At 61.1% G+C, this 26,187-nt stretch carries 23 protein-coding genes; 13 read left to right on the forward strand and 10 right to left on the reverse strand.

What is annotated here, in order from left to right:
• The first annotated feature begins 8 nt into the window (after window positions 1-8).
• Complete coding sequence (locus tag ACP7A2_RS18160; RefSeq protein WP_348061380.1) at window positions 9-293, forward strand: hypothetical protein; 285 nt, start codon at window positions 9-11, stop codon at window positions 291-293.
• On the opposite strand, the gene ACP7A2_RS18165 is transcribed toward ACP7A2_RS18160, so the two are convergent.
• Window positions 290-763: a cyclic nucleotide-binding domain-containing protein gene (locus ACP7A2_RS18165; protein ID WP_426135326.1), complete on the reverse strand. Its 474-nt coding sequence runs from the start codon at window positions 761-763 to the stop codon at window positions 290-292. The genes ACP7A2_RS18160 and ACP7A2_RS18165 overlap by 4 nt on opposite strands.
• A 67-nt stretch (window positions 764-830) precedes the next feature.
• A complete protein-coding gene (locus tag ACP7A2_RS18170) occupies window positions 831-2,873 on the reverse strand; it encodes a S9 family peptidase (protein WP_426135327.1) in 2,043 nt (680 codons plus the stop codon).
• 24 nt (window positions 2,874-2,897) lie between these two features.
• Between ACP7A2_RS18170 and ACP7A2_RS18175 the strand changes: the two genes are divergently transcribed.
• Genes ACP7A2_RS18175 through ACP7A2_RS18185 form a run of 3 tightly spaced genes read left to right on the forward strand, consistent with a single transcriptional unit; the run spans window position 2,898 to window position 4,789 of the window.
• A complete protein-coding gene (locus ACP7A2_RS18175; protein WP_348062567.1) occupies window positions 2,898-3,428 on the forward strand; it encodes an MFS transporter in 531 nt (176 codons plus the stop codon).
• Between the two features lie 30 nt (window positions 3,429-3,458).
• Window positions 3,459-4,235, forward strand: a complete 777-nt coding sequence (locus tag ACP7A2_RS18180; RefSeq protein WP_426135328.1) for a class II glutamine amidotransferase — start codon at window positions 3,459-3,461, stop codon at window positions 4,233-4,235.
• An 11-nt stretch (window positions 4,236-4,246) separates the two neighbouring features.
• Complete coding sequence (locus ACP7A2_RS18185) at window positions 4,247-4,789, forward strand: DUF2937 family protein (RefSeq protein ID WP_348062496.1); 543 nt, start codon at window positions 4,247-4,249, stop codon at window positions 4,787-4,789.
• Window positions 4,790-4,897: 108 nt separating this feature from the next.
• Here the strand turns inward: ACP7A2_RS18185 and ACP7A2_RS18190 are convergent, their stop codons facing one another.
• Complete coding sequence (locus ACP7A2_RS18190) at window positions 4,898-5,818, reverse strand: LysR family transcriptional regulator (RefSeq protein ID WP_426135329.1); 921 nt, start codon at window positions 5,816-5,818, stop codon at window positions 4,898-4,900.
• 175 nt (window positions 5,819-5,993) lie between these two features.
• Here ACP7A2_RS18190 and ACP7A2_RS18195 point away from each other — a divergent pair, with 175 nt between their 5' ends.
• From ACP7A2_RS18195 to ACP7A2_RS18205, 3 genes are read left to right on the forward strand one after another with little or no spacing between them, the layout of a single operon-like run.
• Entirely contained in the window at window positions 5,994-6,734 is a 741-nt protein-coding gene (locus tag ACP7A2_RS18195) for a 5-oxoprolinase subunit PxpA (protein ID WP_426135330.1), read from the forward strand.
• Window positions 6,731-7,435 (forward strand): 5-oxoprolinase subunit PxpB, encoded by a 705-nt coding sequence (pxpB, locus tag ACP7A2_RS18200; RefSeq protein ID WP_426135331.1) that lies wholly within the window; start codon window positions 6,731-6,733, stop codon window positions 7,433-7,435. Before ACP7A2_RS18195 ends, pxpB begins: the two co-directional genes overlap by 4 nt.
• A complete protein-coding gene (locus ACP7A2_RS18205; protein ID WP_426135332.1) occupies window positions 7,432-8,346 on the forward strand; it encodes a biotin-dependent carboxyltransferase family protein in 915 nt (304 codons plus the stop codon). The genes pxpB and ACP7A2_RS18205 overlap by 4 nt, the downstream gene beginning before the upstream one ends.
• Window positions 8,347-8,489: 143 nt before the next feature.
• On the opposite strand, the gene ACP7A2_RS18210 is transcribed toward ACP7A2_RS18205, so the two are convergent.
• The 3 genes from ACP7A2_RS18210 to ACP7A2_RS18220 all read right to left on the reverse strand — a co-directional run bounded on the left by ACP7A2_RS18210 (window position 8,490) and on the right by ACP7A2_RS18220 (window position 11,717).
• The gene (locus ACP7A2_RS18210) at window positions 8,490-9,668 is read right to left on the reverse strand and encodes a vWA domain-containing protein (RefSeq protein ID WP_426135333.1); all 1,179 of its coding nucleotides are present in this window, start codon (window positions 9,666-9,668) and stop codon (window positions 8,490-8,492) included.
• Window positions 9,668-10,513 (reverse strand): AAA family ATPase, encoded by an 846-nt coding sequence (locus ACP7A2_RS18215; RefSeq protein WP_048725782.1) that lies wholly within the window; start codon window positions 10,511-10,513, stop codon window positions 9,668-9,670. Before ACP7A2_RS18215 ends, ACP7A2_RS18210 begins: the two co-directional genes overlap by 1 nt.
• Window positions 10,514-10,640: 127 nt before the next feature.
• Window positions 10,641-11,717, reverse strand: coding sequence for a DUF748 domain-containing protein (locus tag ACP7A2_RS18220; RefSeq protein ID WP_426135334.1), 1,077 nt, complete (start codon window positions 11,715-11,717; stop codon window positions 10,641-10,643).
• Window positions 11,718-11,855: 138 nt separating this feature from the next.
• Here ACP7A2_RS18220 and cysK point away from each other — a divergent pair, with 138 nt between their 5' ends.
• Window positions 11,856-12,830 carry a cysteine synthase A gene (cysK, locus tag ACP7A2_RS18225; protein WP_375067776.1) on the forward strand — a complete coding sequence of 325 codons (975 nt, stop codon included), beginning with the start codon at window positions 11,856-11,858 and terminating at the stop codon, window positions 12,828-12,830.
• Between the two features lie 388 nt (window positions 12,831-13,218).
• On the forward strand, window positions 13,219-14,157 hold the full coding sequence (locus ACP7A2_RS18230; protein ID WP_348059197.1) for an aspartyl/asparaginyl beta-hydroxylase domain-containing protein: 939 nt from the start codon (window positions 13,219-13,221) through the stop codon (window positions 14,155-14,157).
• A gap of 126 nt (window positions 14,158-14,283) precedes the next feature.
• On the opposite strand, the gene acnA is transcribed toward ACP7A2_RS18230, so the two are convergent.
• The gene (gene acnA, locus ACP7A2_RS18235; protein ID WP_426135335.1) at window positions 14,284-17,025 is read right to left on the reverse strand and encodes an aconitate hydratase AcnA; all 2,742 of its coding nucleotides are present in this window, start codon (window positions 17,023-17,025) and stop codon (window positions 14,284-14,286) included.
• 196 nt (window positions 17,026-17,221) lie between these two features.
• On the opposite strand from acnA, the gene rlmM reads away from it, so the two are divergent.
• Together rlmM and tusA are read left to right on the forward strand one after the other, a co-directional pair.
• Complete coding sequence (gene rlmM / locus ACP7A2_RS18240; protein WP_375067772.1) at window positions 17,222-18,298, forward strand: 23S rRNA (cytidine(2498)-2'-O)-methyltransferase RlmM; 1,077 nt, start codon at window positions 17,222-17,224, stop codon at window positions 18,296-18,298.
• A gap of 129 nt (window positions 18,299-18,427) precedes the next feature.
• On the forward strand, window positions 18,428-18,673 hold the full coding sequence (gene tusA / locus ACP7A2_RS18245; protein ID WP_426135336.1) for a sulfurtransferase TusA: 246 nt from the start codon (window positions 18,428-18,430) through the stop codon (window positions 18,671-18,673).
• Here the strand turns inward: tusA and ACP7A2_RS18250 are convergent.
• The gene (locus ACP7A2_RS18250; protein WP_426135337.1) at window positions 18,670-20,064 is read right to left on the reverse strand and encodes an MATE family efflux transporter; all 1,395 of its coding nucleotides are present in this window, start codon (window positions 20,062-20,064) and stop codon (window positions 18,670-18,672) included. The two genes, tusA and ACP7A2_RS18250, sit on opposite strands and share 4 nt — an antisense overlap.
• Window positions 20,065-20,349: 285 nt before the next feature.
• Here ACP7A2_RS18250 and pdxB point away from each other — a divergent pair, with 285 nt between their 5' ends.
• The gene (gene pdxB, locus ACP7A2_RS18255; RefSeq protein ID WP_426135338.1) at window positions 20,350-21,501 is read left to right on the forward strand and encodes a 4-phosphoerythronate dehydrogenase PdxB; all 1,152 of its coding nucleotides are present in this window, start codon (window positions 20,350-20,352) and stop codon (window positions 21,499-21,501) included.
• 266 nt (window positions 21,502-21,767) lie between these two features.
• On the opposite strand, the gene ACP7A2_RS18260 is transcribed toward pdxB, so the two are convergent.
• The gene (locus tag ACP7A2_RS18260) at window positions 21,768-21,941 is read right to left on the reverse strand and encodes a PA1571 family protein (protein WP_426135339.1); all 174 of its coding nucleotides are present in this window, start codon (window positions 21,939-21,941) and stop codon (window positions 21,768-21,770) included.
• A 242-nt stretch (window positions 21,942-22,183) separates the two neighbouring features.
• Here ACP7A2_RS18260 and ACP7A2_RS18265 point away from each other — a divergent pair, with 242 nt between their 5' ends.
• On the forward strand, window positions 22,184-23,971 hold the full coding sequence (locus tag ACP7A2_RS18265) for an ABC transporter transmembrane domain-containing protein (protein WP_426135340.1): 1,788 nt from the start codon (window positions 22,184-22,186) through the stop codon (window positions 23,969-23,971).
• A 254-nt stretch (window positions 23,972-24,225) separates the two neighbouring features.
• Here ACP7A2_RS18265 and ACP7A2_RS18270 read toward each other — a convergent pair whose 3' ends face one another.
• A complete protein-coding gene (locus ACP7A2_RS18270) occupies window positions 24,226-26,154 on the reverse strand; it encodes a transglycosylase SLT domain-containing protein (RefSeq protein ID WP_375067762.1) in 1,929 nt (642 codons plus the stop codon).
• Window positions 26,155-26,187: the final 33 nt, after the last annotated feature.

Genomic DNA, 26,187 nt, shown 5'->3' on the forward strand with positions numbered 1-26,187 from the left:
AGCCATCGATGAAGTGCAGCATTCTAACGGTCATTCTGCTCGGCGCGCTCGCCTCTGGTGCAGCGCAGGCTCAAGAGGAGCAAACGGTGCCGGTTGCACCCGCGCCAACGCCCGGTGCGCCGGGCACGCCGACGCCGACGTTGTACCCGCAAGTCACCCCTCCGGTCGCGCCCAAGGCCACGGCGAATGGGTCACCGGCACTGGTGCCGATCGTGTTGCCAACACCGCCCAAGGATCAGACGGTGCCCGGTTTGCTGCAAAACGACAGCAAACCGAAAACGCCCGGCGGTTAAAACTGCTGAGAGAGTAATTGCCCATCGGCCATGCGCAGGCGCTTGGACAGAGCAATCGCAACCGCGCGGATGATCTTGGCCGCCACTCGGGGAGCTTCGTTGAGCATTTTTTCCAGGGAATCCTTGCCCAGGTTCAACAGCACGCAATCGGTGGCGGCCACGCAACTGGCCGAGCGCCGCTCGCCATCCAGTACCGCCATTTCGCCAAACGCCCGGCCGCTGCGCAGGGTAGCGATGGTCAGGCGCTGGCCTTCGTGATTGGTTTTTTGCACCGCCACCTGGCCGCTGTGGATGATGCACATGAAGGTGCCGGCATCGCCCTCAAGGAAAATCACCTCGTCCTGGGCGATGCTGCTGATATTGAAGTAGCCGGCGGCGATGTGAAAGTCTTCCGGCAGCAGGGGGTCGAACAAGCCGCAGTCCATGAGCATGTCGCGGATTTCGGTATTCATTAAGGTCGGGAGTGCCATGTGCAATCTTGGTCCATCAATCAAGTAGGGCGGTCCTGTGTTCAGACAGGGCCGCCGCACTAAGTTCCTAAATCAAGCCGAGCGCCTTGAAAACAAATCCATATTCGAGCGCTACGTCACGTAATCCCTGGTAACGACCACTCATGCCGCCATGGCCCGCACCGAGTTCGGTCTTGAGCAACAGCAGGTTGTCGTCCGTCTTGGTGTCACGCAATTTGGCCACCCACTTGGCCGCTTCCCAATACTGCACGCGGCTGTCGTTGTAGCCGGCAATCACCAGCGTGGCCGGGTAGGCCTGGGCGCTGACGTTTTCGTACGGCGCGTACGCCTTGATGCGTGCATACACCTCAGGTTCTTCGGGGTTGCCCCACTCGTCGTACTCGGTGACGGTGAGCGGCAGTTCCGGGTCGAGCATGGTGTTGAGCACGTCGACAAACGGCACTTCGGCAATCGCCGCCTGGAACAGCTCCGGGCGCTGGTTCAGCACGGCGCCGATCAACAGGCCGCCGGCGCTGCCGCCGCTGATCGCCAGTTGCCTGGACGTGGTCAGGCCCTCGGCGATCAAGTGTTCGGCACAAGCAATAAAGTCACTGAACGTGTTCTGTTTATGTTCCTGCTTGCCGTTGCGGTACCAGGCTTCACCCAGTTCACCGCCGCCGCGTACATGTGCAATCGCAAACGCCACGCCGCGCTCGAGCAGGCTTAGGCGTGCGTGGGAAAACCACGGGTCAAGGCTTGCACCGTAGGCGCCGTAGCCATACAGGTAGAGCGGCGTCGCCTTGCCGAGGTGTTCGCGCTTGACCACCAGGCTGATCGGCACTTGGGTGCCATCGGCGGACGTGGCCCACAGGCGGCTGCTGACGTAATCGTCGGCATTGAAAACGCCGAGCACCGGGGTTTCCTTGAGCACTTGTTGCGCGCCGCTGGCGAGTTCCAGCTGACGCACCTGGGCCGGGCGGTTCAAGGCTTCGTAGCGCAGGCGGATCTTGTCGCTCGGAAACTCCAGACTGTTCTGTACGTAAAGGCTGTAAGCGGCGTCAGGCAATTCCACACGGTAGGCGGGCACGCCTTGCGGGTGGACTTCGATCACCGGCAGCCCGCCGATGCGCAGGCTCAGGGTCATCGCCTCGGCGTTCAGGCTGACGCCGTCGAGCATCACCTCATCGCTGTGGGGGATCAGGTTTTGCCATTGATCTTCGGTCGGCACGCTGCCGGTGTCGGGCGCAACAAAGAGTGCGTAGTTGATGCCGTCGCGGTTGCTGCGGATAAACCAGGTCCACTCGCCCTCAAGCTTGCCGTGGTCCACGTCGTATTCATGGTCGTCGACCCGTGGCGCCAGGCAGGTGAAATCCAGATGCGGCTGGTCGGCATCCAGCGCCCAGATTTCGCTGGTGGTTTTACTGCCCAGGGCCACCAGCAGCTGACGCTCGGAGCTGGAACGGTAGCAATGCAGGAAGAACCGCCCATCGGGCTCGTGGAACACTTCCTGGGCCGCCGTGCCGTCGAGGCGGTAGCGATAGAGTTTGTGCGGGCGGTGGGTGTCGTCCAGCTCGCCGAAGAACAGGGTCAGGCTGTCGTTGGCCCACGTCATGCTGCCGTCGCAGTCTTGGAATTCCAGTTCGCTGACTTTGCCGGACGCCAATTCCTTCACGTACAGGGTGTAAATCTCTTCACCAGTGGTATCAAGGCTGTAGGCCAGGCGCTGGTGGTCGGGGCTGATGCTGAAGGCGCCCAGGGAGAAAAACCCGCCATTGGCCAGCGCGTTCGGATCCAGCAGCAGTTCTTCAGTGCTCTGGTCTACCGCATTGCTGTCATCTGCCGGGCGGCGGCAGCGGTAGTGGCGGGCGTATTCGTCACCGGCGGTGGTGCGCGTGTAATACAGGTACGGGCCCCACGGGGAGGGCAGGGACAGGTCGGTTTCGAGAATGCGGCCCTTGATCTCCTCGAACAGGCTGTCGCGCAGCGCTTGCTGATCGGCGAGTTGCGATTCCTGCCAGGCGTTTTCGGCCTTGAGGTAGTCCAGCACCTCAGCGGTGTCGCGCTCTTGCAGCCAGGCGTACGGGTCTGGGCCTGGGGCCTTGCGGGCAATCGGGGCGGTCGATATAGGCATGGATCACTCTCTGTCTGGCGGACGGTGGCAGGCATTGCAGCCGCGACACGCAAAAGCCGTTATCATAGCCGCCTCTTTGCCAGCCTTGCCATGGACACCATGACCGAGAACGACTATCTGATCGCTTGGGGCCTTTACGCCTTCGCCGCTTTGGGCTGCCTGTTGGTATGGTGGCGCATGACCCGCTGGATCTGGCGCTGGCTGCGCGAGCCGCTGCAGTTGCTGATGGCGGTGCTGCTGTTCAGTCCGACCATCGTTGACCCGGTCAAGACCCAGTTTGCGCCGGCCGTGGCGATTACCGCCCTGGACCTGGTGCTCAAGGTCGGCAACAACGCCTGGCGGGCCATTTCCGACTTATTCATGTACTCGATGATCGCGTTTGGCGTGTACATCGTGTTCGTGTTGATCCGCTGGCCCATCGAGCGTGCCGCCAATGCCCGCCGTGAGCGCAAGGTCGCTGTTGATGCGGCGCTGGCCGCCGAGCCGGTGGAGGACGACGAGCCTTTCCATCGCCCGGCGGTGGACCGCGGTCAGCGGGTCGAACCGCGTCTTTAACGTTGTACGCCCTGCAGCGAGAGCCCTGGCATGTGTGAATTATTGGGCATGAGTGCCAACGTCCCCACCGATATCGTGTTCAGCTTTACCGGGCTGATGCAGCGGGGCGGGCGTACCGGCCCCCACCGCGACGGTTGGGGCATCGCGTTTTATGAAGGCCGTGGCCTGCGTCTGTTCCAGGACCCGGCGGCCAGCAGCGAATCGGAAGTCGCGTTGCTGGTGCAGCGTTACCCCATCAAAAGTGAAGTGGTGATCGGCCATATCCGCCAGGCCAACGTGGGCAAGGTGTGCCTGTCCAACACTCACCCGTTCGTGCGCGAACTGTGGGGGCGCAACTGGTGTTTCGCCCACAATGGCCAGTTGGCCGACTTCAACCCCCGCGCCACGTTCTACCGCCCCGTTGGCGATACCGACAGCGAAGCAGCGTTCTGCGACCTGCTCAACCGCGTGCGCGAAGCCTTCCCCGAGCCGGTGGAGATCGAGCAAGTGCTGCCGGATTTGATCGCCGCCTGCTCTGAATACCGCAGCAAAGGTGTGTTCAATTGCCTGCTCAGCGACGGCGACTGGCTGTTCTGCTATTGCTCGACCAAACTGGCACAGATCACCCGGCGCGCGCCGTTCGGCCCGGCACGCCTGAAAGATGTCGACGTGATCGTCGATTTTCAGGCCGAAACAACCCCCAATGATGTGGTGACGGTGATTGCCACCGAGCCACTGACCGACAATGAAAACTGGACCCGCTACGAACCGGGCCAATGGAGCCTGTGGCGACGCGGTGAATGCGTCAGCCAGGGCGTCACCGAGTAAGGATATCGACCATGTTGCTCAGTTATCTGCGGTTGGTGCTGTTTGCCATTGGCTTGTTGGTCGGCGTGCAAGTGCCGGGGTTTATCAACGACTACGCCAAGCGCGTCGAAGCCCACCTGATCGAGTCCCAGACCGGCCTGCGCGGCTTTGATGCCACTGCGCAGCAGTTCTTCAAGGGCGACCTGCAAGCGTTGGTGGCGCACTACCGCGCCAGCGACGACCCGGTCTTCCAGAGCGATGCCAACAGCCTCGGCACGTTGCTTGATCGCCAACTGGCGTTGGACAAGCAATTCCAGGCCATGCAGGGCCCCTGGTACATCCGGGTGCTGCAAGTGGCGGTGGCGGCAGACCCGGACATTCGTCTGGAAACGTGGAATGGCTACAGCTATCAGATATTGCTGACGCCCGAAGCGATGGGCTGGGGGCTGGGCGGGGCGATGCTGTTGTCGTTCGGGATTGAATGCCTGTTTCGCTTGATTGACTGGGTGGTGTTGGGCGGCAAGCGCCTGCGCCAGAGCCGGCCTATCGAAGAGCGTGACCTCAAGGGGCTTTGAGTTCAACCCGGTCCAGTGTGGGAGCTGGCTTGCCTGCGATTGCGGTGTATCAGCTACAGATGTTCAAGCTGACCGACCGCAATCGCAGGCAAGCCAGCTCCCACAGGTTTAATCGGGTTTCGTCAGTAGCATTCGCTCTGGGCCGACCTCTTCGGCATACCGCGCCACCACCTTCTGGCACAACCCCACAATCTCCTCCACCAATTCCACCCCCACGCGCCATGACACCACCACCTGCAAATTCGGCAGGCGCTGCGCCATCGGCAACATCACCAGTTCCCCGCGCGCCAATTCCTCGCTGACCAACACCGGCGGCAGCGCGCCAATGCCGAAGCCATCGCGCAGTAACCGGGTGATCGCCGACACCGAATTCACACAGTTCATCCGTGGCGCGGCCACGCCATTGGCCTGCATCAGGCTCAGCACGTCCTGGTGCGGATGGGAGTTTTTCGAGTAGGTGATGATGCGTTCCTGGGCCAGTTCGGCGAGGGAGGTGTAGTCACGGTTGTAGATGGAATGGCTGGCGACGATCCAGGCCATGGGGTGGCTGGCCAGCTCCAGACTGCGCACGGTTTCGAGGCGCAAGAGGTCGGTTTGCAGGATCAGGTCGAGGAAGCCTTTTTGCAGCTGATCGCTGAGGTTCAGCGCGGTATCAGCGACCAATTCGATTTCCACACGCGGGAAGTGCTCCATCAATTGCGCCACAAACGGGCTCAGCCAGGTATGAATCACCGTGTCCATGGCGCCGATCCGAATGCGCCCGACCTGGCTGCTGGTGGTTTCCAGGGACTGCTTCAAGCCCTGCATGGTCACCATCATTTGCTCGGCATAATCGAGCACCTTCAAGCCTTCCGGGGTCAGGCTCACGCCCCGTGAATCGCGCAGAAACAGCTTCACGCCCAGCTCGCTTTCCAGCACGGCAATGCGGCTGGAAATCGAGGCCTGGGTGGTGAACAGCTTTTCGGCGGTCAGGCGAAAGCTCTTGAGCTTGGCCACCCAGACGAAGGTTTCGAGAAACTTCAAATTCATGGGATCAACTTTTCTTATGCTTGGATCGGTTTTTATTAGTTGGACGCCGCACCGGGCAAACGCCAAAAATCGCGTTATTCCACGATAAGCGTCGTAAGGGTCTCAGGACAAGTTGCGAGTTCTGCGTAAAAAATCCCACACTACAAAAAATACAAAGCCTACAGGAGCAACTACCGTGAGCCGTCTGCTTTTGAATTGCGACATCGGCGAAAGCTTTGGCAACTGGACCCTGGGTCTGGACGCCGAGGTCATGCCATTCATTGATTGTGCCAACGTAGCCTGTGGCTTTCATGCCGGCGACCCGAGCATCATGCGCAAGACCGTGACCCTTGCCCTCAAGCATGGCGTGCAGGTCGGTGCGCACCCGGCGTATCAAGACCTGCAAGGTTTTGGCCGCCGCTCCATGGCCTACACGCCCCAGGAAATCCAGGACCTGTTGCACTACCAGATCGGCGCCCTGGATGGCATCTGCCGTGCGCAAGGTGCGCGGGTCAGCTATGTGAAACCCCACGGCGCGATGTACAACGACATGATGGCCAACCCGGCGCAGTTGCGCGCAGTGGTGCAGGCCGTGGCGGCCTATGGCGACGTGCCGCTGATGTTGCTGGCCACACGCGACAACAGCGCGGCGCAAGCCCTGGGCGATGAATACGGGGTGACGCTGTGGTTTGAAGCCTTCGCCGACCGTGCCTACGACGCCCAAGGCCACCTTGTTTCGCGTCAACTGCCGGGCGCCGTGCATCACGACGCTGACACCATCGTGCAGCAGGCCCTGACCATTTCCCGTGGCGAACCCCTGACCGCCAGCGATGGCAGCGCCTTGTTGCTGCACGCCAACACCTTGTGTGTTCACGGCGACAACGCCAGTTCGATTGCCGCTGTGCAGCGCATTCGCGAGGCGTTGAAGCCAGCATGAAGCCACGGATTGAGGTGGTGGCCATCGATTGCCTGATGGTGCGTCTGTTCGATGTGATCGCTGAAGCCAACATGCCGTGGATGCTTGCCGCCACACAACGCCTGCGTGACTGTTTCGGCGCGGCGCTGGTGGATCTGGTGCCGTCCTACACCACGTTGATGGTGCATTACGACCTCACCGCCGTCAGCCCGGCCCAGGCGCGCGAGCTTATCGACCAGGCGCTGACTGACCTGCAACCTCAGGCTCAAGGCAGCGGCCAGTGCCATGTGTTGCCGGTGTGGTACCACGTGAGTGTCGGCCCTGAGCTGACGTTACTCAGCCAGCGCAGCGGCCTTGCGGTGGATGAAGTGATCCGCCGCCATAGCACTCATGAATACCAGGTGTTTGCCCTCGGCTTCGCACCCGGCTTTGCGTTTATGGGGCTGGTGGATGAGGCCCTCGCCACACCGCGCCTCAACACCCCGCGCAAACGCGTGGCGGCTGGCAGCGTCGGCATCGCCGAACGGCAAACCGCCGCCTACCCGGTGGTATCGCCGGGCGGCTGGAACCTGATCGGCCGCACCCCGGCCAAACTCTTCGACCGCGAACGCGACGGCTACAGCCTGATGCAACCCGGTGACACGGTGCGTTTCGAGGCCGTGAGCCACGCTGACTTTATCAACCTGGGTGGCGATGACACGCCGTTGGAGGCGCAGGCATGAGCCGCTTGATCATCGAGGCCAGCACGCCGCTGTGCCTGTTGCAGGACGCCGGGCGTTTCGGCGTGCGCCACCTGGGCGTGACCCAGGGCGGCGCGCTGGATTGGGTGTCGATGTCGTGGGCCAACTGGTTGCTTGGCAATGCGCTGGATGCGCCGGTGGTGGAAATCACCTTGGGCGGGTTTACCGTGAGGGCTGAGGAGTATTGCCTGTTGGCGCTGGCCGGTGCGGACCTGGGCGCGTACATCGACGAACGTGCCATCAGCCCCGGGCGCAGTTTTATCCTGCAAAAGGGCCAGCGTTTGCGCTTTACCCAACCGTTCAGCGGGGCGCGGGCCTATTTGGCGGCGCCGGGCGGGTTCGATGCGCCGCACGTGCTGGGCAGTTGCGCCACGGTGGTGCGTGAAGAACTGGGCGGGCTGGACGGTTTCGGCAAGGCGTTGACCGAAGGCGGGCGCTTGGCTTATTCCGGCACGGGCGGTGCAATGAAGGTGCTCAACACGCCGGCCTTACCCGCCAAGGCGCCGCTGGAGGTAATCATTGGCGCGCAGATCGGCCAGTTCAGTGGGCAAAGCCTGTTCGATGCCTTCAACACTGAGTGGGCGCTGGACAGTCGCGCCGACCGCATGGGCATGCGCCTGTTGGGCACGCCGTTGCAGTATCAGGGGCCGTCGCTGATTTCCGAGGGGATACCGTTGGGGGCGATCCAGGTGCCGCCGGATGGGCAGCCGATTGTGTTGCTCAATGATCGGCAGACCATTGGCGGCTATCCGCGGCTGGGGGCATTGACGCCGCTGGCGCTGGCGCGCCTGGCGCAGTGTTTGCCGGGGGAGAAAGTAAGGCTGGCGCCGGTGGTGCAAGAGACGGCGCATCGGCAGCACATTGATTTTTTGCAGCGGTTTCTGAATCGCTAAAAGCATCGCAGGCAAGCCAGCTCCCACAGGGGAATGCATTTCAACCCTAAAATGCAATCCAGCTGTGGAATGCAATCCAGCTGTGGAATGCATTCCAAGTGTGGGAGCTGGCTTGCCTGCGATAGCGTCGGTAAATTCACCGCCTATTTAGAAAGGAAACGCATCCCTTCTTCCAGGCCCCGAAGCGTCAGCGGATACATTTGATCCTCCACCAATTCCCGCACAATCCCCGTCGACGCCGTATACCCCCAAGTGTCTTTGGGATACGGGTTAATCCAGATCAACTTCTTGTACTTGGCCATAAAGCGCTGCATCCACACATACCCGGCTTCCTCGTTCCAATGCTCAACGCTGCCGCCGGGCTGGGTGATTTCGTACGGCGCCATCGACGCATCGCCGATGAAAATCACTTTGTAATCCGCGCCGTACTTGTGCAGCAGGTCCTGGGTCGAGGTGCGCTCCGAGGTGCGGCGCTGATTGTTCTTCCACACCGACTCGTACACGAAGTTATGAAAGTAGAAATACTCCAGGTGCTTGAACTCGGTCTTGCACGCTGAAAACAGCTCTTCGCAGATCTTCACGTGAGCGTCCATCGAGCCGCCGATATCGAACAGCAGCAGCAACTTGATGGTGTTACGCCGCTCCGGGCGCATTTGGATATTCAGCAAACCGGCATCGCGGGCGGTGTGGTCGATGGTGCCGTCGATGTCCAGCTCTTCGGCCGCACCCTGACGGGCGAACTTGCGCAGGCGGCGCAGGGCGATCTTGATATTGCGCGTGCCCAGCTCCACCTGATCATCCAGGTTCTTGTACTCGCGCTGATCCCAGACCTTTACCGCCTTGCCTTGGCGTTTACCCGCGTCACCCACGCGAATGCCTTCCGGGTTGTAGCCGCCGGAACCAAACGGGCTGGTGCCGCCCGTGCCGATCCACTTGTTGCCGCCGGCGTGGCGTTCTTTTTGTTCTTCCAGGCGTTTCTTGAATTCTTCGATCAACGTGTCCAGGCCGCCCAGGGACTGAATCTGCGCGCGCTCTTCGTCGCTCAGCGAGCGCTCGAATTCCTTGCGCAGCCAGTCTTCGGGAATCAGCGCCTGCAAGTGATCGTCGAGTTTTTCCAGGCCATTGAAGTAGGCGCCGAAGGCCCGGTCGAACTTGTCGAAATGCCGCTCGTCCTTCACCAGGATCGCCCGGGCCAAGTAGTAAAACTCGTCCATGTCGGCGAAGGTCACTCGCTGTTTAAGGGCGTTGATCAGGTCCAGCAGCTCGCGCACCGACACGGGCACCTTGGCGGCACGCATTTCATTGAACAGGTTGAGCAACATTATCGATTACCGCGACGGCTCATGAATGCCAGACGTTCCAGCAGTTGTACGTCTTGCTCGTTCTTCACCAGGGCGCCGGCCAGGGGCGGGATGGCTTTGGTCGGGTCGCGTTCGCGCAGCACGGCCTCGCCGATATTGTCGGCCATCAGCAGCTTGAGCCAGTCGACCAGTTCGGACGTCGAGGGTTTTTTCTTCAGGCCCGGCACTTTGCGCACGTCGAAGAACACGTCCAGCGCTTCGCTGACCAGGTCTTTTTTGATGTTGGGGTAATGCACATCAACGATTTTTTGCAGGGTGGTGCGGTCGGGGAAGGCGATGTAATGGAAGAAGCAGCGGCGCAGGAACGCGTCCGGCAGCTCTTTCTCGTTGTTGGAGGTAATGATGATGATCGGGCGCTTCTTGGCCTTGATGGTCTCGTCGATCTCGTAAACGTAGAACTCCATCTTGTCGAGTTCTTGCAGCAGGTCGTTGGGGAACTCGATGTCGGCCTTGTCGATCTCATCGATCAGCAGAATCACCCGCTCCTCGGACTCAAATGCCTCCCAGAGCTTGCCCTTCTTCAGGTAATTGCGCACGTCGTGCACTTTGTCCACGCCCAGCTGCGAGTCGCGCAGGCGGCTGACCGCGTCGTACTCATACAGGCCCTGATGGGCCTTGGTGGTGGATTTGATGTGCCAGGTGATCAACCGCGCACCGAAGGATTCGGCCAGTTGTTCGGCGAGCATGGTCTTGCCGGTGCCCGGTTCGCCCTTGACCAGCAACGGCCGCTCCAGGGTGATGGCGGCGTTGACGGCCAGTTTCAGGTCATCGGTAGCCACATAGGCCTGGGTGCCTTCGAACTTCATCGGTCATTCCTCAACAATCAGCAATGCCCGACTATACCGCGAGGCCCCGCCGACTGTGAACGCAGACGGGTTATTCAGTCTCTGAATGGGCAGTCACTGTGGGAGCAGGCAAGCCAGCTCCCCCATTTTAATCCACGCTCGGCTTGGGCTGTTCATACCGCGCATTAAACGCCTGGATGAAACCATTACGCAAAATCGCCAAAAACGCCGAGAACGCGCTGATATTTTGCTGATGGACGCTGCCGCTCAGTTCCACGCGGGTGGCAAACTGGTTTTTGTTCTGGTTCTTGAGCACGGTCTCGCTGGTGCCGACCACGGCTTCCCAGATTGAGCGGAAGATATTTTTGTCTTTGTTCTCGACGTCCTGCTGCCAGTCGAACACTTCAACATTGCGCAACAACGGCTTGATATAGCCGCGGAGTTGACCTTTCTCTGCCTGCGCTTCGATCACCACATCGCCTGTACCGGCCTTGAAATCGAACTTGCCGTAGGCCGAGGCGAAGTCATTCATGCGTTTGAGTTCCAGGTCGCGGGCGCGGAAGCGGAATTCGAAGTCTTCAAAGTCATTGAACGGATCAAAGGTCGCGGAGGCTTCCAGCGGGGCTTGGCCTTGCAGGAGCGCCTTGCCATCGAACCGCGCGTCGCGCTTGCCTTTGAGGTCTACCACGTTGGTCAGGTTATATAAGCTGGCGTTGACTTCGGTGGCATTGATGCTGACCTGAGGCTTGGAGTTGAAGTTGTGAAACGCGATCTTGCCGTCCTCGATCCGCACCTCGTTGAGCGTGATGGGCAACAGTTTTTTCAACTGCTGCTGCCAGTCAGTGCCCTTACCGGTCTGGGACGCCTGCTTGTTGGCACCGCCGTCGACGAAGTTGATTTCAGGCTTTACGAAGTGGCCTTCGGCAACGACCGCATGGTCGTACCACAGCGAGTGCCAGCTGACCGCAAATTCAATCAACGGCGCGTTGACGAACGGTACGGGCACCTTGCCGTCGACCTTGACGATTTTCAGGCCGTTGATGCGGTAGGCACCGCGCCACAGGGCCAGGTCTACGTCCGTGACCTGGCCACGGTAGTCGCCCATGTCGGCGAGTTTGTCGTTCAGGTAATTGCGCACCATGTAGGGCAGCGCGAGGTCCAGGGCAATCAGCACCACCACCAGCACGGCGACGATCCATAGCAGCCCACTGTAGCGACGTTTCATGGTCAATTCTCCAACGGTTTAAGCCCAACGGTATAGGCGATGGACCGCGCAGGCGGGCGCAACGTTCCTCTGACTGGACGCTTGCGGGCCCGAGGCATACCCTTGGGGCCTTCCTGAAATTGCCTTTAAGGACCCGTTATGAGCCGCATCTTTGCAGACAACGCGCACTCCATCGGTAACACGCCTCTGGTGCAGATCAACCGCATCGCGCCGCGCGGCGTGACTATTCTGGCCAAGATCGAAGGGCGTAACCCTGGGTATTCCGTGAAGTGCCGCATTGGCGCAAACATGATCTGGGACGCCGAAAGCAGCGGCAAACTCAAGCCAGGCATGACCATTGTTGAACCGACCTCGGGCAACACCGGGATTGGCCTGGCCTTTGTCGCCGCTGCCCGTGGCTACAAATTGCTGCTGACCATGCCGGCGTCCATGAGCATCGAACGGCGTAAGGTGCTCAAGGCGCTCGGTGCGGAACTGGTGCTGACCGAACCGGCCAAGGGCATGAAGGGCGCGATAGAAAAAGCCGGCGAAATCGTTGCGAGCGACCCGGCGACCTATTTTATGCCGGCCCAGTTTGAAAACCCGGCCAACCCGGCAATCCACGAGAAAACCACCGGCCCGGAAATCTGGAACGACACCGCCGGCGCGGTCGACGTGCTGGTGGCCGGCGTGGGTACCGGCGGCACCATCACCGGTGTGTCGCGCTATATCAAGCACATTGCCGGCAAACCGATTCTGTCGGTGGCTGTGGAGCCCCGCGTCTCGCCGGTGATCACCCAGGCGCTGGCCGGTGAAGAAATCAAGCCGAGCCCGCACAAGATCCAGGGCATCGGCGCCGGCTTTGTGCCGAAAAACCTTGATCTGTCGATTGTCGACCGCGTTGAGCTGGTGACCGATGAAGAATCCAAGGCCATGGCCCTGCGCTTGATGCAGGAAGAGGGGATTCTGTGCGGTATCTCCTGCGGCGCCGCGATGGCCGTGGCCGTGCGCCTGGCCGAGAAGCCGGAAATGCAGGGCAAAACCATCGTAGTGATCCTGCCGGACTCCGGCGAGCGCTACCTGTCGAGCATGCTGTTCAGCGATTTGTTTACTGATCAGGAAACCCAGGCTTGATGTTGGGGCTGCTGTGGCGGACGGGCCTGCTGTGGCAAGCGGGGTTTTTGTGGCGAACGGGCTTGTTGTGGCGAGCGGGCTTGCCCCGCGTTGGGCTGCGCAGCAGCCCCAAAACCTGACGACGCGGTTCACCCGTTGCACCGCGTTGTTTGAATTGGGAGCGCTACGCACTCCAACGCGGGGCAAGCCCGCTCGCCACAACAAGCCCGCTTGCCACAGGAAGCCTGCTGACAACAACAAGCCTGCTCAACACACCAAGCCCGCTCGCCACAAGGTTTGATATGTGTCAGCTGATCGGCGAAGGCCTTCTGCATAATGGCCCAAGTGTTTATCATGGCCGGCTGCTACGTCTGCTGTTGGCCAGGCGATTATTTCCAGGAGTTGCTGCATGACCTTTTCTTTGGCCGCCAAACTGTCGGTGCTGTCGCTGTTTATCGGCAGCATTCTGTATGTGCACTTGCGCGGCAAGGCGCGTTTGCCGGTGTTGCGCCAGTTCGTCAACCATTCGGCGCTGTTCGCCCCGTATAACGCCTTGATGTACCTGTTCTCCGCCGTACCGTCCAAACCCTATCTGGACCGCAGCAAGTTCCCGGAGCTGGACGTGCTCAAGGACAACTGGGAAGTGATCCGCGAAGAGGCCATGCACCTGTTCGACGAGGGTTACATCCGTGCCGCCGAAAAGAATAACGACGCCGGTTTCGGTTCGTTCTTCAAAAAGGGCTGGAAGCGTTTCTACCTCAAGTGGTACGACAAACCCCTGCCATCGGCCGAGGCGCTGTGCCCGAAAACCGTGGCGCTGGTCAGCAGCATTCCCAACGTGAAAGGCGCGATGTTTGCGCTGTTGCCGGGCGGTAGCCACCTCAACCCGCATCGCGACCCGTTTGCCGGTTCGTTGCGGTACCACCTGGGGCTGTCCACGCCGAACTCCGACGACTGCCGCATCTTCGTCGACGGCCAGGTGTACGCCTGGCGCGACGGTGAAGACGTGATGTTCGACGAAACCTACGTGCACTGGGTGAAGAACGAAACCGAACACACCCGCGTGATTTTGTTCTGCGACATCGAGCGACCGCTGAGCAACCGCTTGATGACCGGCGTTAACCGTTGGGTCAGCAAGCAATTGGGCCGCGCAACGGCGCCGCAGAATCTGGACGACGAGCGCGTGGGCGGGATCAACCAGGCGTATGCGTGGAGCAAGACGTTCAGCGACAGGTTCAGTGGTGTGGTGAAGCAGTGGAAGCGCAAGCATCCGAAGGCGTACCGCATTGCACGGCCGGTGTTGGCTGTCGTCGTGCTGGTGCTGCTGTGGAAGTGGCTGTTCGGCTGATTTGAAATGCGATTAAAAATGTGGGAGCTGGCTTGCCTGCGATAGCGGTGGGTCAGCCAAGAAAATGTTGGCTGGTCTACCGTTATCGCAGGCAAGCCAGCTCCCACATTTGACCTGCGGTGTTCTTTAGCTGGCGATCAACTGGCGCAGCACGTAGTGCAGAATCCCGCCCGCCTTGAAGTACTCCACTTCATTCAACGTATCAATTCGGCACAGCACTTCAATCTTCTCGCTGCTGCCGTCCTCCCGTGTAATCACCAGCGTCAGGTTCATCCTCGGTTCGATCTCGGCGTCGGTCAGCCCAAGAATGTCGACTTTCTCCTTGCCGGTCAGTTTGAGCGACTTGCGGTTCTGATCCAGCTTGAACTGCAGCGGCAGCACGCCCATGCCCACCAGGTTGGAACGGTGGATACGCTCGAAGCTCTCGGCGATCACCGCCTTGACCCCCAGCAGGTTGGTGCCCTTGGCCGCCCAGTCACGGCTCGACCCGGTGCCGTATTCCTGCCCCGCGATCACCACCAGCGGCGTGCCCGAGGCCTGGTATTTCATGGCCGCGTCGTAGATCGGCATTTTCTCGCCGGTCGGGATGTAGAGGGTGTTGCCGCCTTCCTCACCGCCAAGCATTTCATTGCGGATCCGGATGTTGGCGAAGGTGCCGCGCATCATTACTTCATGGTTGCCGCGGCGTGAGCCGTAGGAGTTGAAGTCACGCGGTTCCACGCCTTGCTCGCGCAAATAGCGCCCGGCCGGGCTGTCGGTCTTGATATTACCGGCGGGGGAGATGTGGTCGGTGGTTACCGAGTCCCCCAGCAACGCCAGCACATTGGCGGCTTTCACGTCCTGGATCACCGGCAGTGGCCCGCCAATGTCGTCGAAGAATGGCGGGTGCTGGATATAGGTGGAATCCTTCTGCCATACGTAAGTGGCGGCTTGCGGCACTTCAATCGCCTGCCACTGCTCATCACCGGCAAACACTTCGGCATATTCCTTGTGGAACATGCTCGTGCTGACCTGAGCCACGGCGTCGGCAATTTCCTTACTGCTTGGCCAGATGTCTTTCAGGTACACCGGCTTGCCGTCCTGATCGTTACCCAGCGGCTCGCTGCTGATGTCGATACGCACCGTACCGGCCAAGGCATAAGCGACGACCAGCGGCGGCGACGCGAGCCAGTTGGTTTTCACCAGCGGGTGTACGCGGCCTTCGAAGTTACGGTTGCCTGATAGCACCGAGGCGACGGCGAGGTCAGCTTTCTGGATGGCTTTTTCAATCGGCTCGGGCAACGGCCCGGAGTTGCCAATGCAGGTGGTGCAGCCATAGCCGACGAGGTCAAAGCCAAGCTTGTCCAAATATTCGGTCAGGCCTGCCGCCTTGTAATAGTCGGTAACCACTTTGGAACCGGGCGCCAGGGAGGTTTTGACCCAGGGCTTGCGAGTCAGGCCTTTTTCCACGGCCTTCTTCGCCACCAGCCCGGCCGCCATCATCACACTGGGGTTGGAGGTGTTGGTGCAGGAGGTGATCGCGGCGATCACCACGGCGCCGTTTTTCAGGCGATAGGTGTGGCCGTCGTACTCGTAGTCGGTCTCACCTACCAAATCTGCATTGCCCACGGCCACACCGCCGCCGCCTTCACTTTCCAGGCGGCCTTCTTCTTTATTGGTGGGTTTGAATTGCAGGTCGAGGAAGTCGCTGAACGCCTGGCCGACATTTGGCAGGGAAACCCGGTCCTGCGGGCGTTTCGGCCCGGCCAGGCTGGCTTCAACACTGCCCATGTCCAGCGCCAGGGTGTCGGTGAACACCGGTTCCTGACCGGCGATGCGCCACAGGCCCTGGGCCTTGGTGTAGGCCTCGACCAGTTTAACGGTTTCGGCGGGGCGGCCGGACAAGCGCAGGTAGTCCAGCGTCACCTCGTCCACCGGGAAGAAACCACAGGTGGCGCCGTATTCCGGGGCCATGTTGGCGATGGTCGCGCGGTCGGCCAGCGGTAAATCGGCCAGGCCGTCGCCGTAGAATTCGACGAATTTACCCACCACGCCTTTTTTGCGCAGCATTTGGGTCACGGTCAGCACCAGGTCGGTGGCCGTGATGCCTTCCTTGAGCTTGCCGGTGAGTTTGAAGCCAATCACTTCCGGGATCAGCATCGACACCGGTTGGCCGAGCATGGCCGCTTCCGCTTCGATGCCGCCCACGCCCCAGCCCAGTACGCCGAGGCCGTTGATCATGGTGGTGTGGGAGTCGGTGCCGACCAGCGTGTCGGGGAAGGCGTAGGTGCGGCCGTCTTCGTCCTTGGTCCACACGGTGCGGCCAAGGTATTCAAGGTTGACCTGGTGGCAAATGCCGGTGCCCGGCGGCACCACGCTGAAGTTGTCAAAGGCGCTCTGGCCCCAGCGCAGGAAGGCGTAACGTTCGCCGTTGCGCTGCATTTCGATGTCGACGTTCTGCTCGAAGGCGTCTGCGTTGCCGAACTTGTCGACCATTACCGAATGGTCGATCACCAGGTCCACCGGCGACAGCGGGTTGATACGCTGCGGGTCGCCACCGGCCTTGGCCATGGCCGCGCGCATGGCGGCCAGGTCAACCACGGCGGGAACGCCGGTAAAGTCTTGCATCAATACGCGAGCGGGGCGGTACTGGATTTCACGGTCGGACTGGCGCTCTTTGAGCCAGGCGGCAATGGCCTTGAGGTCGGCGCCGGTGACGGTCTTGTTGTCTTCCCAGCGCAGCAGGTTTTCCAGCAGCACCTTGAGCGACATCGGCAACTGGCCCAGGTCGCCCAGGCTCTTGGCGGCTTCGGGCAGGCTGAAGTAGTGGTAGGTCTTGCTGTCAATTTCCAGTGTTTTAAGGGTTCTCAGGCTATCAACGGATGACATTACATGACTCCTTATGGTCCGCACGGCTACGGACCTGGCGGGACGAACAGAGCTTTCAACTTAGCCCTGTTTTCATTAGCAGGCTAATAACTGGACTCTATCGTTAAGTCCAAGGTTCCGAACTCCGTTATCATGCGCGGGTTTTCATGACAGGCATTGCGACAGCGCAAGGCCGGTTGATTCACTTGGAGAGTTGATGAACACCCTTTTTATGCACTGCCGCCCGGGTTTTGAAGGCGAAGTCTGTTCCGAGATCGCGGAACACGCCGCGCGCCTGAACGTGTCCGGCTACGCCAAAGCCAAGACCGGCAGCGCCTGCGCCGAATTTGTCTGCACCGAAGAAGACGGCGCCCAGCGCCTGATGCACGGCCAGCGTTTTGCCGAGCTGATCTTCCCGAGGCAGTGGGCGCGTGGGGTGTTTATCGACCTGCCGGAAACCGACCGCATCAGCGTGATCCTCGCCCACCTGCGCGAGTTTCCGGTGTGCGGCAGCCTGTGGCTGGAGATGGTCGACACCAACGACGGTAAAGAGCTATCGAACTTCTGCAAGAAATTCGAAGTGCATCTGCGCAAAGCCTTGCTCAACGCCGGCAAGCTGGTGGACGATCCGAGCAAGCCGCGCCTGCTGCTGACCTTTAAAAGTGGCCGCGAAGTGTTCATGGGCCTGGCCGAGTCGAACAACTCGGCGATGTGGCCAATGGGCATCCCGCGCCTCAAGTTCCCGCGTGACGCGCCAAGCCGTTCGACCCTCAAGCTGGAAGAAGCCTGGCACCACTTTATCCCGCGCGACCAGTGGGACGAGCGCCTGCACGGCGACATGACCGGCGTCGACCTTGGCGCAGCGCCCGGCGGCTGGACCTGGCAATTGGTCAACCGTGGCATGCTGGTGACCGCCATCGACAACGGCCCCATGGCCGAAAGCCTGATGGACACCGGCCTTGTGCAGCACTTGATGGCCGACGGCTTCACCTTCGTGCCCAAGCAGCCGGTGGACTGGATGGTGTGTGACATCGTCGAGAAACCCGCGCGCAACGCGGCCTTGCTCGAAACCTGGATCGGCGAAGGGCATTGCCGCGAGGCGGTGGTGAACCTGAAGTTGCCGATGAAGCAGCGTTACGCCGAGGTGAAGCGTTTGCTGGAGCGTATCGAGGACGGCTTCAAGGCGCGGGGTATTCGGGTGGAGATCGGCTGCAAGCAGCTGTATCACGACCGTGAGGAAGTGACGTGCCATTTGCGTCGCCTTGAAAGCGCGAAGAAACCCAAAAAGCACTGATATCAAATGTGGGAGCGGGCTTGCCCGCGATAGCGGTATAACAGTCGAAATCTATAGTGAATGTGCCCGCGTCTTCGCGAGCAAGCCCGCTCCCACATTTTTGAGCGGTGCCAGTATCAGGAGTGAACCATGAGCCTTGAATTACCTGTCGATGGGACCCTCGACGCCACCGGCCTCAATTGCCCGGAACCCGTAATGATGCTGCATCAGCATATCCGTGACCTGGCGCCCGGCGGCTTGCTCAAGGTAATTGCGACCGACCCCTCGACCCGCCGCGATATTCCCAAGTTCTGTGTGTTCCTCGACCACGAACTGGTGGATCAGCAGGAACAGGCCGGTACGTACCTGTACTGGATTCGCAAGAAGTCTGCTTAAACCGCTACCGGTACGTGGCGAATCCGCCGGCGCGCGCTGCGTGCCAGGCGGATCACCAGCATGGCCGCAGCGCAGCTCAAGCCCACAATCAGCCCTTGCCACAGGCCACTCGGCCCGCTGGCGGCGCCCAGCCAATCGGTCAGCCCCAGCGCGTAACCCACCGGCAACCCGACACCCCAGTAAGCAAACAGCGTCAGCACCATGGTCACCCGTGTGTCCTGATAACCGCGCAGCGCACCGGCGGCAGTGACCTGGATCGCGTCGGAGAACTGGAACAGCGCGGCAAACACAATCAGCATCGATGCAACGTGGATCACTTGCGCGTCAGGCGTATAAATCGTCGCAATCTGTTCGCGAAACAGCAGCATCAGGCTGCACGACAGGCATGCGTACGCCAGCGCAGTGCCCATGCCGACCCCGGCAGCAAAGCGCGCCTCACGCGGCTCACCCCGGCCCATTGCCTGCCCGACGCGCACGGTGACCGCCATGCTTAGCGAGTAAGGAATCATGAACACCAGCGAGCTGAAATTCAGTGCGATCTGGTGGCCGGCCACCACGTTGGCGCCGAGGCTGCCGATCAACAGGGCGATTACCGCGAAGATGCTCGACTCCGCAAACACTGCGATACCAATCGGCAAGCCGATGTTCAGCACGCGCTTGATGACTGCCCACTGCGGCCAGTCGAAACGCTTGAACAGCTCGCTGCTGCGGTAGGCCGGTGCCCACCGGGTCCAGGCCGCCAAACCGAGCATCATCACCCACATCACGATGGCCGTGGCCCAGCCACAGCCCACGCCGCCCATGGCCGGCACGCCGAAGTGGCCATAGATGAACACGTAGTTCAGCGGAATATTCAGCGCCAGCCCACACAAGCCCATGACCATGCTCGGCCGCGTACGGCCCAGGCCATCGCTGAAACAGCGCAACACGTAATACAGGGCGATGGCGGGCATGCCGGATGCGATGCCGTGCAGGTAGGCCATGCAGGGTTTGATCAGCTCGGGGTCGACGTTCATCGCGTGGAGGATCGGCTCGGCGCTGATCAGCATCAGCAGCGCGGTGATGCCGACCATCAGCCCCAACCACAAGGCTTGACGCACCAGCGGGCCGATCTCGGTGTGCTGGCCGGCGCCGAAGCGCTGGGCGACTTTTGGCGTGGTGGCCAGCAGGGTGCCGGTCATCAGCAGGTACACCGGAATCCAGATCGAGTTGCCCAGCGCAACGGCCGCCAGGTCCCGCGCGCTCACGCGCCCAGCCATCACCGCATCGACAAAGCCCATGGCGGTGGTCGCCAATTGGCCGATCATGATCGGCAGGGCCAGCGTCAACAGGCTGCGCACCTCGCGGCTGACGCGGGCGGGGCGGGAGAGGGCGGTGGTGGCAATGTTCACGTACAGGTGTCCAGTCTAGAAAAGCGCAAGGACCGCGAAGTCTACGCTTTGACGCAGTGGTCAGGAAAAAACCTGTGTTAGGGATTTGTAAGCAACTTTTCTACAAACACTGAACCCTTGTGGGAGCTGGCTTGCCTGCGATGCAGACACCTCGGTCTGTCAGCGGTACCGAGATGATGCTATCGCGGGCAAGCCCGGCTCCCACATAAGCGCTTCCCATCCGGCATCTGCGGTGGAACACCGATCGCATCCCTGTACACTGCGAGTCCGCGAAAGGAGCCTGCCATGCTGATTGTTGCCGACGAAAATATCCCGCTGCTCGATGCATTCTTCGAAGGGTTTGGCGAGATTCGCCGTGTGCCCGGCCGCTCCATTGACCGTGCCATGGTCGAGCAGGCAGACGTGTTGCTGGTGCGCTCGGTGACCAACGTCAACCGCGCCTTGCTCGATGGTACTAATGTGCGTTTCGTCGGCACCTGCACCATCGGCACCGACCACCTGGACCTCGACTATTTCCGGCAGGCCGGTATCCAGTGGTCCAGCGCGCCGGGCTGCAATGCCCGTGGTGTGGTGGATTACGTGCTGGGCAGCCTGCACACACTGGCTGAGATCGAAGGCGCGGACCTTAACAGCCGCACCTATGGCGTGGTGGGGGCCGGTGAAGTCGGCGGGCGTCTGGTCAAGGTCCTTAAAGGCTTGGGCTGGAACGTGCTGGTGTGCGACCCGCCGCGCCAGATCGCCGAAGACGGGGACTACGTCAGCCTCGCGCAGATCATCGAGCAATGCGACGTGATCAGCCTGCACACGCCGCTGACCAAGTCCGGCAATGGCTCCACCTGGCATCTGTTTGATCGCCAGCGTCTGAACAGCCTCAAGCCCGGTACCTGGCTGATCAACGCCAGCCGTGGCCCGGTGGTGGACAACGCCGCGCTGCGCGAAGTGTTGCTGGACCGCGAAGACCTGCAAGCGGTGCTGGACGTATGGGAAGGCGAACCGGAGGTGGACGTCGACCTGGCCGACCTGTGTGTGCTGGCCACCCCGCATATCGCCGGCTACAGCCTGGACGGCAAGCAGCGCGGCACGGCGCAAATCTATCAAGCGTTCTGCGCGCACCTGGGCCAGGCGCCGAGCATTCAACTCAAGGACTTGCTGCCGCAGCCCTGGCTGGCCGAGGTGCAGTTAAATGCGTCAACCGATCCGGCCTGGGCATTGGCCACCTTGTGCCGCAGCGTGTACGACCCGCGCCGCGATGACGCGGATTTCCGCCGCAGCCTTGTGGGAACCGTGGAAGAACAGCGCAAGGCGTTCGACCTGCTGCGCAAGCACTACCCGGAGCGTCGCGAGATCGACGGCTTGAAAGTACGCATCAACGGCGAGTCGGCCGTGTTGTCGGCGATCGTCACCGCGTTGGGCGCCCAGCCCTCTCAAGGTATTTAGGCAGAACAGGCGATAAATACTCTGTGGCGAGCGGGCTTGTCCCGCGTTGGGTTGCGAAGCAGCCCTAAAACCTGCTGACGCGGTTAATCAGTTGCACAGCGTCGGCTGAACTGGGAGCGCTTCGCACTCCAACGCGGGACAAGCCCGCTCGCCACAGGGATAGTGTTCGCCCTATCAGACGGGTTTCCAAAGACCTTAAAGGGCTGGCTTTAACACCCCAATAAAAAACCCGGCCATGGGGCCGGGTTTGAAAGAGCGTGGGCGCTTCAGCCTTGCTGCGCAGGCTTGACCAGTCGCTGTTCCAGCTCGCTGCACGCTTGCTGGATCATTTCTTCGGTGATCTGCACTTCGCGGCCTTTGGCATCAATGTACGAGCACGGCAACTGCTGCGGTTGGCGAATCACTTCAATTTTGGCTTCGCTGCTATTTTGCAAGGTCATGGCCTGTCTCCTCATCAGGTTGTGTACCTACTTTAATTCCCTCGCGTGACCGCGCTATTACAACTCCTTACGCGGTCACCGATTCGAACGCCAAGTCCACCAGAAACCGATACAAATTTCCAGTCAGGCGTTAGACCGATAGCCTCTAGGGGCCTGCATCGGTGGGCATAATTAACCTGACTCATTGTTATTTACTCAAGTTCCCCCAATGTTGTGGTGTACCTATCTGCGCTCATCAGGTGATGCCCTCCATGTTTTCAGTCCGTCAACGTCGTGCGATCCGTCTCGCCAGCCGCTTTATTGCGCCCTATCGCTGGCAGGCGCTGGGAGCCTTGTTGGCGCTGATCGTCACAGCCGGCATTACCTTGTCCATGGGGCAGGGGATTCGCCTGCTGGTGGATCAGGGCTTCATGACCCAGTCGCCGCACTTGCTCAACCAATCCATCGGCCTGTTTATGGTGCTGGTACTGGGGCTGGCCGTGGGCACATTTGCGCGGTTCTACCTGGTCTCGTGGATCGGTGAGCGCGTGGTGGCCGACATCCGCCGGCAAGTGTTCAACCACCTGATCTACCTGCACCCGGGCTTCTACGAGAACAACCGCAGCTCGGAAATCCAGTCACGGCTGACCACCGACACCACCCTGCTGCAGTCGGTGATCGGTTCTTCGCTGTCACTGTTTCTGCGCAATGCCTTGATGGTCATCGGCGGCATCGTGCTGCTGTTTGTCACCAATCCCAAGCTGACCAGCATCGTGGTAGTAGCGCTGCCGCTGGTGCTGGCGCCGATCCTGATTTTCGGGCGCCGCGTGCGTAGCCTGTCGCGGCTGAGCCAGGACCGCATCGCTGACGTCGGCAGCTACGTGTCCGAGACCCTCGGGCAGATCAAAACCGTGCAGGCCTACAACCACCAGGTGCAGGATGAACAGCGTTTTGCCGTGACCGTGGAGCAAGCCTTTGCCACTGCGCGCAAGCGTATCGTGCAGCGCGCCTGGCTGATTACCCTGGTTATCATGCTGGTGCTCGGCGCGGTGGGCGTGATGCTTTGGGTGGGCGGCATGGACGTGATCAGCGGGCGCATTTCTGGTGGTGAGCTGGCGGCGTTTGTGTTCTATAGCCTGATCGTCGGCAGTGCCGTGGGTACGTTGAGTGAGGTGCTGGGCGAGTTGCAGCGCGCTGCCGGTGCGGCCGAGCGCATTGGCGAGCTGTTGCAGTCGAGCAACGAAATCCAGGCGCCGACCGCTGGCACAGTGCAATTGCCGGAGCGCGTCAGTGGCCGTATGGAGCTGCAGGACCTGCGCTTTTCCTACCCTTCGCGGCCGGACAGTTACGCTATCGACGGCTTGAGCCTGACCATTAACCCCGGTGAAACCCTGGCGCTGGTCGGACCGTCCGGTGCCGGTAAATCGACGATTTTCGACCTGCTGCTGCGCTTCTACGACCCCCAGCACGGGCGCATCCTGCTCGAAGGTCACCCGCTGACCGAACTTGACCCGATGGACCTGCGCCGCCACTTCGCCCTGGTCTCCCAAAGCCCGGCGCTGTTTTACGGCAGCGTCGAAGAAAACATCCGCTACGGCAACCCGTCCGCGACCACCGCCCAGGTTGAAGCCGCCGCGCGCATCGCCCATGCCCACGACTTCATCCTGCAAATGCCCGACGGCTACCAGACTCACCTTGGCGACGGCGGCATGGGCCTCTCCGGCGGTCAGCGCCAACGCCTGGCCATCGCCCGCGCGTTGCTGGTGGACGCACCGATTCTATTGCTCGACGAAGCCACCAGTGCGCTGGATGCGCAGAGTGAACATTTGATTCAGCAAGCCTTGCCGCAGTTGATGCAGGGGCGCACCACGCTGGTTATCGCTCACCGATTGGCTACGGTGAAGAACGCTGACCGGATTGCCGTGATGGACCAGGGCAAGCTGGTGGCGGTGGGTACGCATCAGCAGTTGATTGCGAGCAACCCGTTGTATGCGCGGTTGGCGGCGTTGCAGTTCAGTGATGGGGCGCAGGTTGCGCAATACGAAGGCTAGCGCAGGGGAATGTGGCGAGCGGGCTTGCCCCGCGTTGGGCTGCGTAGCGGCCCTAAAACCTGCTGACGCGGTTCATCAGTTGCACCGCGTCGGCTGAACTGGGAGCGCTTCGCACTCCAACGCGGGGGAAGCCCGCTCGCCACAACAAGCCCGCCCGCCACAACAGGCCTGCTCGCCACGACAAGGCCCTCTTGGCTCAGCAAGCCTGCTTGCCACAATGGTCGGGCTCGCCACCGGGTTTTGGTCAGTCGGCCTTATTGATCATCAAAGTACCGCTCATGCCAATCCACCAGTGGCTGCGGTGAGTTGAGCTTTTGCCCGTAGATCACTGAATAAGACAGTACGTTTTGCACGTACTGGCGGGTTTCGTCGAACGGGATACTTTCCACCCACACGTCGAAACTCAAGTGGTCCGCACCGCGCAGCCATTGGCGCACGCGGCCGGGGCCGGCGTTGTAGGCGGCGGAGGCGAGCACGCGGTTGCCGTTGAATTGGCTGTGCACCTGGCTCAGGTACGCAGCGCCGAGCTGGATGTTTTTGTCCGGGTCCAGTACTTGGGCGGGCGAGGCCAGCGGGATGCTGAATTTGCGCGCGGTTTCCTTGGCGGTGCCGGGCATCAGTTGCATCAGGCCGCTGGCGCCGACGCCGGAGCGGGCGTCGTCCATGAAGGCGCTTTCCTGACGGGTAATAGCGAATACCCAGCTTGAATGCAGGCCGCGTACCTTGGCTTCACGCACCAGCGTGTCGCGGTGAGCCATCGGGAAGCGGATGTCGAGGTCATCCCAGTACTGCGCCTGGCTGATGGTGCGAATCGCCGGGAAGTACCATTTCATGTCATAGGCCAGCTTGGCTTGGGCGACCATTTCGTCACGGTTGAAGTGACGGCTGACGTGGTACCACTCGCGGCGACCGTCAACGATCTGGCCACGCGCATAGAACTCCAGCGCACGGCGCACGCCGGGAGTGTTACGCACCTTGTTCATCAGCGCCTGGCTCATCACCAGTGGTTTGTTGGTCAGTTGGTACGGGGATTTGGAGCGGTCGGCGGCGAGGAAGCCGTAGAAATCACGTTCCTTGGCCACGCTTTTGTACAGCACCAGCGCTTGCGGGTTTTTCGGCTCGGCCAATTCCAGGCTGCGTGCCTGCCAATAGCGCCAGCGGTTGGTGGTCGCCAGGTCTTGTGGGAGCTTGCGGGTCAACTGGTAGGCATCTTCCCAGCGGGCGAGGCGCAGCAGCAGGCGCAGGCGCCATTCGGAGACGGTGTTGTCACGCAGCTCCGGGTCGTACTGAGTCATCACGTCCAGCGCGCGCGGGTCATAGCGGCGCGCCAGGGTCAGGCCGATTTCACGGGCGATTGCCACTTTTTCGTCACGGGAGAAGTGCATGCTGCTGGCGTAGCCGTCGAGCAGGGCCATGGCCTTGTCCGGGTCCTGGCGAGCCAGGCGACGCAGGCCGAGGCCCACGGCATCAGACATGGCCTCGTTGGCCGGCAGGAAGCGCGACGGGTCGCCGAGCATGTCGGGCTTTTGCGCCACGTCCACCATCAGGCGGCCTTGGGCGCCGAGGGTTGGCAGGGTTTTCACCAGGCTGTTGGCCAGCGCGTAGTTGCGTGCTTCGGCGGCGAGCTTGGCGCGGTCCCAGATTTTCTGTTCGGTGAGTTGGCCGTCGGCGGCCCATTGGCCGAACGTGACATCGCAGGCGGCCGGTTGGGACTTGCCGGTAAACCAGAGTTTTTCGGCGGTCTTGTAACCTTCGGCTTTCAAGTTATGCGTGAGCTGGAACTGGCCATGCAGGCAGTCCAGTTCGACGAAATTGAGCTTGGGGTCGTAGTACTTTTCAAAGGTCTGCCAGTCGCCACGGTCGGCCAGCCAGCGCAGCCAGCGCAGTTTCATCCAGTTGGCCTGGGGCAGGTCGCCGTTTTTGGCGAGGAACTGTTCGATTTCCTCGTTGCTCGCGCTTTTTAGGCGTGCGGTCAGTTCGTCATACGCCAGATAAGGCGTGAGCGGGTAGTCCGCCAGCGCGGCGCTGTATTGCATGTACGGCCCGCTGTCGCCTTTGGCCAGGGCGCGTTTGGCTTCATCGTAATATTGACGTTGGGTGGTGAGGTCCACGGCCTGGGCGGATTGAACGGCGGTGGCGGAAAGAAGCAGACAAGATAAAAAGTTGAAAAGGCGACTGCGCATGAGACGTCCGTGCAGAGAAATCACGACTAGCAC

It is taken from the genome of Pseudomonas sp. PWP3-1b2, assembly GCF_049896045.1.
GTDB lineage: Bacteria > Pseudomonadota > Gammaproteobacteria > Pseudomonadales > Pseudomonadaceae > Aquipseudomonas > Aquipseudomonas antarctica_B.

Coding starts and splice junctions, on each gene's coding strand:
- ACP7A2_RS18160 (WP_348061380.1), top strand. CDS start 9: ATGAAGTGCAGCATTCTAACGGTCATTCTGCTCGGCGCGCTCGCCTCT.
- ACP7A2_RS18165 (WP_426135326.1), bottom strand. CDS start 763: ATGGCACTCCCGACCTTAATGAATACCGAAATCCGCGACATGCTCATG.
- ACP7A2_RS18170 (WP_426135327.1), bottom strand. CDS start 2,873: ATGCCTATATCGACCGCCCCGATTGCCCGCAAGGCCCCAGGCCCAGAC.
- ACP7A2_RS18180 (WP_426135328.1), top strand. CDS start 3,459: ATGTGTGAATTATTGGGCATGAGTGCCAACGTCCCCACCGATATCGTG.
- ACP7A2_RS18185 (WP_348062496.1), top strand. CDS start 4,247: ATGTTGCTCAGTTATCTGCGGTTGGTGCTGTTTGCCATTGGCTTGTTG.
- ACP7A2_RS18190 (WP_426135329.1), bottom strand. CDS start 5,818: ATGAATTTGAAGTTTCTCGAAACCTTCGTCTGGGTGGCCAAGCTCAAG.
- pxpB (WP_426135331.1), top strand. CDS start 6,731: ATGAAGCCACGGATTGAGGTGGTGGCCATCGATTGCCTGATGGTGCGT.
- ACP7A2_RS18205 (WP_426135332.1), top strand. CDS start 7,432: ATGAGCCGCTTGATCATCGAGGCCAGCACGCCGCTGTGCCTGTTGCAG.
- ACP7A2_RS18210 (WP_426135333.1), bottom strand. CDS start 9,668: ATGTTGCTCAACCTGTTCAATGAAATGCGTGCCGCCAAGGTGCCCGTG.
- ACP7A2_RS18215 (WP_048725782.1), bottom strand. CDS start 10,513: ATGAAGTTCGAAGGCACCCAGGCCTATGTGGCTACCGATGACCTGAAA.
- ACP7A2_RS18220 (WP_426135334.1), bottom strand. CDS start 11,717: ATGAAACGTCGCTACAGTGGGCTGCTATGGATCGTCGCCGTGCTGGTG.
- cysK (WP_375067776.1), top strand. CDS start 11,856: ATGAGCCGCATCTTTGCAGACAACGCGCACTCCATCGGTAACACGCCT.
- ACP7A2_RS18230 (WP_348059197.1), top strand. CDS start 13,219: ATGACCTTTTCTTTGGCCGCCAAACTGTCGGTGCTGTCGCTGTTTATC.
- acnA (WP_426135335.1), bottom strand. CDS start 17,025: ATGTCATCCGTTGATAGCCTGAGAACCCTTAAAACACTGGAAATTGAC.
- rlmM (WP_375067772.1), top strand. CDS start 17,222: ATGAACACCCTTTTTATGCACTGCCGCCCGGGTTTTGAAGGCGAAGTC.
- tusA (WP_426135336.1), top strand. CDS start 18,428: ATGAGCCTTGAATTACCTGTCGATGGGACCCTCGACGCCACCGGCCTC.
- pdxB (WP_426135338.1), top strand. CDS start 20,350: ATGCTGATTGTTGCCGACGAAAATATCCCGCTGCTCGATGCATTCTTC.
- ACP7A2_RS18260 (WP_426135339.1), bottom strand. CDS start 21,941: ATGACCTTGCAAAATAGCAGCGAAGCCAAAATTGAAGTGATTCGCCAA.
- ACP7A2_RS18265 (WP_426135340.1), top strand. CDS start 22,184: ATGCCCTCCATGTTTTCAGTCCGTCAACGTCGTGCGATCCGTCTCGCC.
- ACP7A2_RS18270 (WP_375067762.1), bottom strand. CDS start 26,154: ATGCGCAGTCGCCTTTTCAACTTTTTATCTTGTCTGCTTCTTTCCGCC.